Raw genomic sequence first — 7,957 nt, forward strand, 5'->3', positions numbered from 1 at the left:
AATCAGTTCCGTTATTGGTGGCGTTTAATCCAGGCTGCGGGGCAACTGCAAGGTCACCCGCAATCCACCCTCACGCAGATTCTGCAAACTCACTTCTCCCCCGTGGCTGTGGGCAATGTTGCGGGCGATGCCCAACCCCAACCCATACCCCTGCTGCTGCCCGGACAGGCGGAAGTGCGGTTCGAAGACTTGCTCCAGGCGCTGTTCCGGCACGCCCGGGCCTTCGTCGTCGACGTGAAGGATGAACTCCGCGCCATCGTCTTCAATGTGCAAATGGGCGTTCTGCCCGTACTTCAACGCGTTGTCGATCAGGTTGCCGATGCAGCGCTTGAGCGCCAGCGGCTTGCCCGGGTAAGTGGTCAGTGCCCGGCCATGCTGGGTCACGCGGCCATTGCCGTTGGGCGCCAGGTAAGGCTCCACCAGGCAGTCGAGCACGTGGTTGAGGTCTACCGGTTCGATGTTTTCGTGGATGTCGGTGTCTTTGACGCACTGCAGCGCGCCTTTGACCAGCAACTCCAGCTCGTCCAGGTCGCGACCGAATTTGGTTTGCAGGTTCTCGTCTTCCAGCAACTCCACCCGCAACCGCAGGCGCGTGATGGGGGTGCGCAGGTCGTGGGAAATCGCGCTGAACAACTGGCTGCGTTCGGTCAGGTAGCGGCTGATGCGTTCGCGCATGGCGTTGAAGGCGCGCCCCACTTCCACCACTTCGCTGCCACCACCTTCGGCCACCGGCTCCACGTCGGCACCCAGGGACATGTCCCGCGCGGCCCTTGCCAGGCGCTTGAGCGGCCGGCTTTGCCAGTGCACCAACAGGCCGATAAACAGCAGCAGGAAACCGCTCGTGAGCACGATAAACCACACCTGCTGGTACGGCAGGCCTTGTTCCTCAAGACTGGTGTAAGGCTCCGGCAGCAACGACGCGATGTACAGCCATTCGCCCTGGGCCAGTTGGATCTGGGTCACCAATACCGGCGGATTCACCGGTTCCAGGGTCAGTGCGTAGTGCGCCCAGGAACGCGGCAGCTCATCGAGCTTCAAGCCGGCATTGAAAATACGCAGGTCTTCGGCGCTGACAAACTCCACCGAGACATGCACGTCGCTGCCCAGGGTCTGGCGCAACACTTCCTCTACGGCGCCGAGCACCGCTTGCTTACGCGGGGTTTGCGGCAACACCGCCATGTCCAGCGGCTTGTCGTTGAGGGTGACGACAAAACGCGTACCGCCCATGCTGCGCAATTGGTCCAGCACCAAGGGCCGAAAAGCCACCGGCAAGGAACGGAAATAACTGACGCTGGCGGTCATCGAATGCGCCAGGCTACGGGCTGCCGTCACCAGGCCTTCGAGCTGGGTAGCGCGCAGTTGCGACACCCAGATCACGCTGGATAACGCCTGGGCAAACAGCACCGCCAACAGGGTCAGCAGTAACATCCGCCCCAGCAGCGAGCGCGGTACCGGGATCCGCCGGCGCAGCTCACGCAGGCGCTCAGTGGGCATTGCCGGCAACCACGCTGGCTGCCAATTGATAGCCACTGCCACGCACGGTGCGGATCAGCCGGGGTGGTTTTTCGGTGTCGCGCAGGCGTTGGCGCAAGCGGCTGACGGCCATGTCGACAATCCGGTCAAGAGGCATCAGGTCACGGCCACGGGTGGCGTTGCCGATGGTGTCGCGGTCGAGAATTTGCTGAGGGTGGTCAAGGAACAGTTTCAACAGGGCAAAGTCGGCGCCGGAAAGAATCACTTCCTCGCCGTCTACGTGGAACAGCCGGTGGCTGACCATGTCCAGGCGCCACTCGCCAAACACCAGCACCTCGCCACCGCTGCGCTCCTGGCCAAACTGGGCGCGACGCAACAAGGCCTTGACCCGCGCCTGCAACTCACGGGGGCTGAAGGGTTTGCCGATGTAATCGTCGGCGCCCAGTTCCAGGCCGATCACGCGGTCGGCTTCGTCGGAACTGGCGGTAAGCATGATGATCGGCACCTGCGCCTGGCGCGGGTGCTGGCGGATCCAGCGGCAGAGGCTGAAGCCGTCTTCGTCCGGCAGCATCACGTCGAGGATCACCAGGTCGCACGGCGCTTCGTTCATCGCCTGGCGGAACCCCGCGCCATCCGGCACGCCACGCACCTGGAAACCGGCGCGGCTGAGGTAGGTTTGCAGCAACTCGCGGATTTCCTGGTCGTCGTCGACCAGGAGAATGGATTTACTGATTACGCTCACGGGGTCGTCCTTGTTGTTAGGGATGGGACGGGCTTAATAATTCGTTGTTCTGGAGGGCCTCATCGCAGGCAAGCCAGCTCCCACATTTGGAATGCATTTCCCTGTGGGAGCTGGCTTGCCTGCGATGGCGCCATCACTGCTTACGCAAATGCCTGCTCCAGCGCTACACCTGCCCCGGTCAAACCGGAATACGGTGCGGTCACCAGCCACACCGGAATGCCTTTGAAGTAGTCGCTCATGCAGCCTTTGTCGCCAAAACTCCTGGCAAAACCACTCTTGATAAAGAAATCGGCAAAGCGCGGGATCACGCCGCCCACGATGTACACCCCGCCACGACCACCGGTGGTCAGCACGTTGTTACCGGCGACGCGGCCCAGCCAGATACTGAACTGGTCCAGCACTTCCAGGGCAATCGGGTCGCCCGCCAGGCCAGCGGCAGTGATGGCCTCGGGGGTTTCCAGTACCGCTTCATGGCCGTCCACCGCGCAGATCGCCCGGTATAACCTGGGCAAACCACCCCCACTCAAGGCGGTTTCCGCGCTGACATGGCCGATCTCAGTGTAGATGTGCTGCCACAGCTGGGCTTCCCGCGGGCTGCTCACCGGCAGGTCGACATGGCCGCCCTCACCCGGCAATGCGGCCCAACGGCCATGGCCGAGGTCGAGCAAGGTGCCCACGCCCAGGCCAGTGCCCGGGCCAATCACCACCGCCGGGCGCAACGGCTCCGGCGTGCCTTCGCACACCACACGGAATTCATCGGGCTTCAGGCGGGTCATGCCCAGGGCCATGGCCGAAAAATCATTCACCAGCAGCAACTCGTCCACCTGCAACGTCTTGCAGAAAGCAGTCTTGCTCAGGCGCCAGTGATTGTTGGTGAATTTAAATTCATCTCCACTCACCGGACCGGCGACCGACAGGCACACCGCGCCAATCGAGCCGATGGCCAGGCCTTCTTCCTTGAGATAGACCTGGATCGCCTCTTCCGGGCTGGCATGATCCGCCGTCGCATGGACGCGGATCGAATGCAGTTCCTGATCACGCCACAACGCAAAACGGGCGTTGGTACCCCCAATATCACCGACCAGCGCAAGCTTCACTTAAGTGTCTCCAGGGCAGAGGTAAAGGCGCTGGCGCCCTGCTCTGCGGAGCTTGCGGCCAAACGCATAAACGCAAACAGCTCGCGACCGGCCCCCACGTTATTGCCCAGAAGGCCCGTGGCAGGCGCGCGCGCTGCAAATTCTTCGGCGTCCACCTTAAGCTCCAAGGTGCCTTTGACGCCATCCACGCGAATGATATCGCCATCGCGCACGCGTGCCAGTGGCCCGCCGCTCTGGGCTTCAGGGTTGACATGAATCGCGGCGGGAATCTTACCCGACGCGCCGGACATGCGCCCGTCTGTTACCAGGGCAACTTTGAAGCCACGGTCCTGCAGCACGCCGAGGAACGGTGTCATCTTGTGCAATTCCGGCATGCCGTTGGAACGTGGCCCCTGGAAACGCATGACGGCAACAAAGTCTTTTTCCAGCTGGCCGGCCTTGAACGCGTCGGCCAGGTCCTGTTGGTCCTGGAACACTACGGCCGGGGCTTCGACGATTTGGTGTTCGAGCGCCACGGCAGAGACCTTCATCACGCCACGGCCCAGGTTGCCTTCCATCACGCGCAGACCGCCTTCCGGGGAAAACGCCCGGGCCACGGGGCGCAGGATGGTTTCGTCGAGGCTTTCGATCGGGCCTTCACGCCACACCAGCTCGCCGTCCACCAGGAACGGTTCCTGGGTGTAGCGGCTCAGGCCGTGACCGGCCACGGTATTGACGTCGTTGTGGAGCAGGCCGGATTCCAGCAGTTCGCGGATCAGGAACGACATGCCGCCCGCTGCCTGGAAGTGGTTGATGTCGGCCTTGCCGTTTGGATACACGTGGGACAGGGTCGGCACCACCTCGGAGAGGTCAGCCATGTCATCCCAGGTAAGGATGATGCCCGCCGACATGGCGATGGCCGGCATGTGCAGGGTGTGGTTGGTAGACCCGCCGGTGGCGTTGAGGGCGATGATGGAGTTGACGATGGATTTCTCGTCGACGATCTCGCCGATCGGCGTGAAGTTGCCGTTGGCCTTGGTCAGACGGGTGACCTGGTGCGCGGCTTCGCGGGTCAGGGCGTCACGCAGCGGCGTGTACGGGTTGACGAACGAAGCGCCCGGCAAGTGCAGGCCCATCACTTCCATCAACAACTGGTTGGTGTTGGCGGTGCCGTAGAAGGTGCAAGTGCCCGGGCTGTGGTAGGACTTCATCTCCGATTCCAGCAGCTCTTCGCGCGTGGCCTTGCCTTCGGCGTAGCGCTGGCGCACGTCGGCTTTCTGTTTGTTGGAGATACCCGACGGCATCGGGCCGCCCGGCACGAAGATCATCGGCAGGTGGCCGTAGCGCAAGGCGCCCATCATCAGGCCGGGGACGATCTTGTCGCAGATGCCCAGCATCAGCGCGGCGTCGAACATGTTGTGGGACAGCGCTACCGCCGTCGACATCGCAATCACTTCACGGCTCAGCAGGCTGAGCTCCATGCCCGGCTCGCCCTGGGTCACGCCGTCGCACATGGCAGGGGTGCCGCCGGCGAACTGGCCAACAGAGCCGACTTCACGCAGGGCTTTTTTGATTTGCTCGGGGAAATGTTCGTACGGCTGGTGGGCCGACAGCATGTCGTTATATGACGAAACAATTGCCACGTTGGCGGCATTCATCATGCGCAGGCTGTTTTTGTCTTCGGTGCCGCACCCGGCCACGCCGTGGGCAAAGTTGGCGCATTGCAGCTTGCCGCGCATCGGGCCGTCGCTGGCAGCGCCGCGAATGAGCGCAAGGTATGCCTCACGGGTTGCACGGCTGCGGGCGATAAGCCGTTCGGTGACCTCAAGTACGCGGGGATGCATGTATAGAACTCCAGGCTAACGGATGTGGCGACCTGAGTGTCTATGCTGGTCAAAAGCCCGCCGCGAAGAGGTTGGCAGGGTGTTGCTTGACCAATCGGACCAGTTGATTCAGGTCACTCGTTGTAGATTGAACAAAATATTGCCACTAAAAAGGCTTGTTTTCTATTTTTATGCGAATAATCTTGTAATTCTTACAACAAATCGACGACAGGCACCTTCCAATGACTCTACGTATCGCTATCAATGGTTTTGGCCGTATTGGCCGTAATGTCCTGCGCGCACTTTATACCCAAGGCTACCGTCAGGATTTGCAGATCGTCGCCATCAACGATCTTGGCGACAGCTCGATCAATGCCCACCTGCTTAAATACGACACCGTCCACGGTACTTTCGACGCAGAGGTCGCCCACGATCAGGAAAGCCTGACCGTCAACGGTGACCGGATTGCCGTGAGTGCCATTCGCAACCCGGCCGACCTGCCGTGGGCTGCACACAAGGTGGATGTCGTCTTCGAATGCACCGGTCTGTTCACCGACCGTGACAAGGCCGCCGCCCATATTACCGCCGGCGCGCGCAAGGTGATCATCTCGGCCCCGGCCAAGGGCGCCGATGCCACCGTGGTGTATGGCGTGAACCATGACATTTTGCGTCAATCCCACCAGATCATCTCCAACGCGTCCTGCACCACCAACTGCCTGGCGCCGGTGGCCCAGGTGCTGCACCGCGAGCTGGGCATCGAAAGCGGCTTGATGACCACTATCCACGCCTACACCAACGACCAGAACCTGACCGACGTCTACCACACCGACCCGTACCGCGCGCGTTCGGCCACCCAGAACATGATCCCGAGCAAGACCGGCGCCGCCGAGGCCGTGGGCCTGGTACTGCCGGAACTCGCAGGCAAGCTGACCGGCATGGCCGTCCGTGTGCCGGTGATCAACGTGTCGCTGGTGGACCTCACCGTACAACTGAAAAAAGAAGCCAGCGCCGAGCAAGTCAACGCGCTGCTGAAAGAAGCCAGCCAGCACTCGAAAATCCTCGGCTACAACACCCTGCCGCTGGTTTCCAGTGACTTCAACCATAACCCGCTTTCGTCGATCTTCGACGCCAACCACACCAAAGTCAGCGGCAAACTGCTGAAAGTGCTGGCCTGGTACGACAACGAGTGGGGCTTCTCGAACCGCATGCTGGATAACTGCCTGGCGCTCTGCAACGCGGAGTAACGGCATGGTCGGCATCGGCTTCATGAACAAGACCATGGCGGCGCGCAAGCGTATCGCCCTGGTTGCCCATGACCATTGCAAGGTGTTTCTCCTGGACTGGGCCGAGCGGCAACAAGACCGCCTGGCCCGCCACGACCTCGTGGCGACCGGCACCACCGGGCACCTGTTGAGTGCCCGCCTGGGCTTGCCCATCGACACCATGATCAGCGGCCCGCTGGGCGGTGATCAGCAACTCGGCGCGCAAATCGCCGAGCAGCGGGTGGACATGCTGGTGTTCTTCTGGGACCCCTTCGAACCGCAGCCTCACGACCCGGATATCAAGGCGCTGCTGCGGGTGGCCGCGGTGTGGAACATCCCGGTGGCCTGCAATGAATGCAGCGCCGACTACCTGCTCAGCAGCCCGATGATGGAACAGGCCCATGAGCACCGGATTCCGGACTACCAGGCGTATCTGCGGGATCGCGTATAACCCCGTAACACCTTAAGTGGCCACAAGGCTGCGATCGACTGCGAAGCAGCCGTAAACCAGGCGAACAGGTACTTCAGACATATCGGCAGCGTCTGGAATACGCCGGCTTCGCAGTCGATCGCAGCCTTGGGCCAACACAAGGCTCTCAAAGTGCCACTTGCCATTTGCGTTGATGATAAGCATTATCATTCGCTGCAAATCGGTCTGGTATCACTGTGAGCCAATCTCGCTTCAACCAAGTCTTCCTCACCCAGCGCGTGATTCTGCTGCGCACCTTGCAGCGGATGGTGAATAACCACAGCACCGCCGAGGACCTGCTGCAGGAAACCTACCTGCGCGTCACCCGGGCCTTGAGCGAACGGCCGATCGACCACCTCGAACCCTTCGTGTACCAAACGGCACGCAACCTGGCGCTGGACCACTTGCGCGCCCGCAGGATTCAGGCCCGTACCCTGCAGGAAGATGTCCCGCTGGACGTCCTGCAAAGCGTCGCCTCCCCCGTCAGCACCCCCGAAGATGCGACACAGGCCGAGCAATTGCTCGAACACCTGAGCGTCAGCCTCGGCCAGTTGAGCGCCCGCCAACAGCAAATCTTTATCCTCAGCCGCCTGCACGGTTGCAGCTATCAGGAGATCGCCGACAAGCTCGAGGTGTCCCTGAGCACCGTGCAAAAGGAACTGAAATTGATCATGGCCATCTGCATAGGTGTGGCCGAAAGACTGGATCGCCCTTAAGCTTTGTCGGAACAGTCTGTAGGACTATTGATTAAAACGTGGCGAAGACCCGAGGAACACCGTGACGGATCCGAATAAACTGCACCCCCATGAGCTGGCTCATGAGGTGTTGCAAGACACGGCTATGGACCAAGCCCTCGACTGGCTGATCGCCTTGCAGTGCCCGCAACCCGGGCAGCAGGCCGAATTTGAAGCCTGGCTCGCCAGTGACCCGCTGCACGCCGAAGCCTTCATCAAGGCCCAGGCCGCCTGGGGCGGCGCGCCCGTGCACAGCGCGGCCGTTGCCCTGAATGCGCCGCGCAAGCCCAGCGCCTGGCGCCGTATCAAACCCCATTGGAAGCCCCTGGCCACCGCCGCCGTGTTGCTGCTGGGCCTGTTCAGCTTCAGCAACCTGCC

General features: G+C 61.7%; 8 protein-coding genes. 4 read left to right on the forward strand and 4 right to left on the reverse strand.

Annotated elements, in window-relative coordinates; genetic code table 11:
* Positions 1-24 precede the first annotated feature (24 nt).
* From MUM_RS0112135 to edd, 4 genes are all read right to left on the reverse strand, one after another.
* A complete protein-coding gene (locus MUM_RS0112135; RefSeq protein WP_010169993.1) occupies positions 25-1,494 on the reverse strand; it encodes an ATP-binding protein in 1,470 nt (489 codons plus the stop codon).
* Complete coding sequence (locus MUM_RS0112140; RefSeq protein ID WP_010169994.1) at positions 1,484-2,215, reverse strand: response regulator; 732 nt, start codon at positions 2,213-2,215, stop codon at positions 1,484-1,486. Before MUM_RS0112140 ends, MUM_RS0112135 begins: the two co-directional genes overlap by 11 nt.
* Before the next feature lie 140 nt (positions 2,216-2,355).
* On the reverse strand, positions 2,356-3,312 hold the full coding sequence (locus MUM_RS0112145; RefSeq protein WP_010169995.1) for a glucokinase: 957 nt from the start codon (positions 3,310-3,312) through the stop codon (positions 2,356-2,358).
* Positions 3,309-5,135 carry a phosphogluconate dehydratase gene (gene edd / locus MUM_RS0112150; RefSeq protein WP_010169996.1) on the reverse strand — a complete coding sequence of 609 codons (1,827 nt, stop codon included), beginning with the start codon at positions 5,133-5,135 and terminating at the stop codon, positions 3,309-3,311. The genes MUM_RS0112145 and edd overlap by 4 nt, the downstream gene beginning before the upstream one ends.
* Positions 5,136-5,356: 221 nt before the next feature.
* Between edd and gap the strand changes: the two genes are divergently transcribed.
* The 4 genes from gap to MUM_RS01000000132500 form a co-directional block, all read left to right on the forward strand.
* Positions 5,357-6,358 carry a type I glyceraldehyde-3-phosphate dehydrogenase gene (gene gap, locus MUM_RS0112155; RefSeq protein ID WP_003214117.1) on the forward strand — a complete coding sequence of 334 codons (1,002 nt, stop codon included), beginning with the start codon at positions 5,357-5,359 and terminating at the stop codon, positions 6,356-6,358.
* A 4-nt stretch (positions 6,359-6,362) separates the two neighbouring features.
* Positions 6,363-6,827, forward strand: a complete 465-nt coding sequence (locus MUM_RS0112160) for a methylglyoxal synthase (protein WP_010169997.1) — start codon at positions 6,363-6,365, stop codon at positions 6,825-6,827.
* 215 nt (positions 6,828-7,042) lie between these two features.
* Positions 7,043-7,561, forward strand: coding sequence for an RNA polymerase sigma factor (locus MUM_RS0112165; RefSeq protein ID WP_010169998.1), 519 nt, complete (start codon positions 7,043-7,045; stop codon positions 7,559-7,561).
* 61 nt (positions 7,562-7,622) lie between these two features.
* A partial coding sequence (locus tag MUM_RS01000000132500; protein WP_141629489.1) for a FecR/PupR family sigma factor regulator occupies positions 7,623-7,957 on the forward strand: 335 nt, incomplete at its 3' end.

The sequence above is a fragment of the Pseudomonas sp. PAMC 25886 genome, from assembly GCF_000242655.1.
In the GTDB taxonomy this organism is placed as follows: Bacteria; Pseudomonadota; Gammaproteobacteria; order Pseudomonadales; family Pseudomonadaceae; genus Aquipseudomonas.

Bases quoted from the DNA above. Each gene is read 5' to 3' on its own strand.
- MUM_RS0112135 (WP_010169993.1), bottom strand. From the start codon at position 1,494: ATGCCCACTGAGCGCCTGCGTGAGCTGCGCCGGCGGATCCCGGTACCG.
- edd (WP_010169996.1), bottom strand. From the start codon at position 5,135: ATGCATCCCCGCGTACTTGAGGTCACCGAACGGCTTATCGCCCGCAGC.
- gap (WP_003214117.1), top strand. From the start codon at position 5,357: ATGACTCTACGTATCGCTATCAATGGTTTTGGCCGTATTGGCCGTAAT.
- MUM_RS0112160 (WP_010169997.1), top strand. From the start codon at position 6,363: ATGGTCGGCATCGGCTTCATGAACAAGACCATGGCGGCGCGCAAGCGT.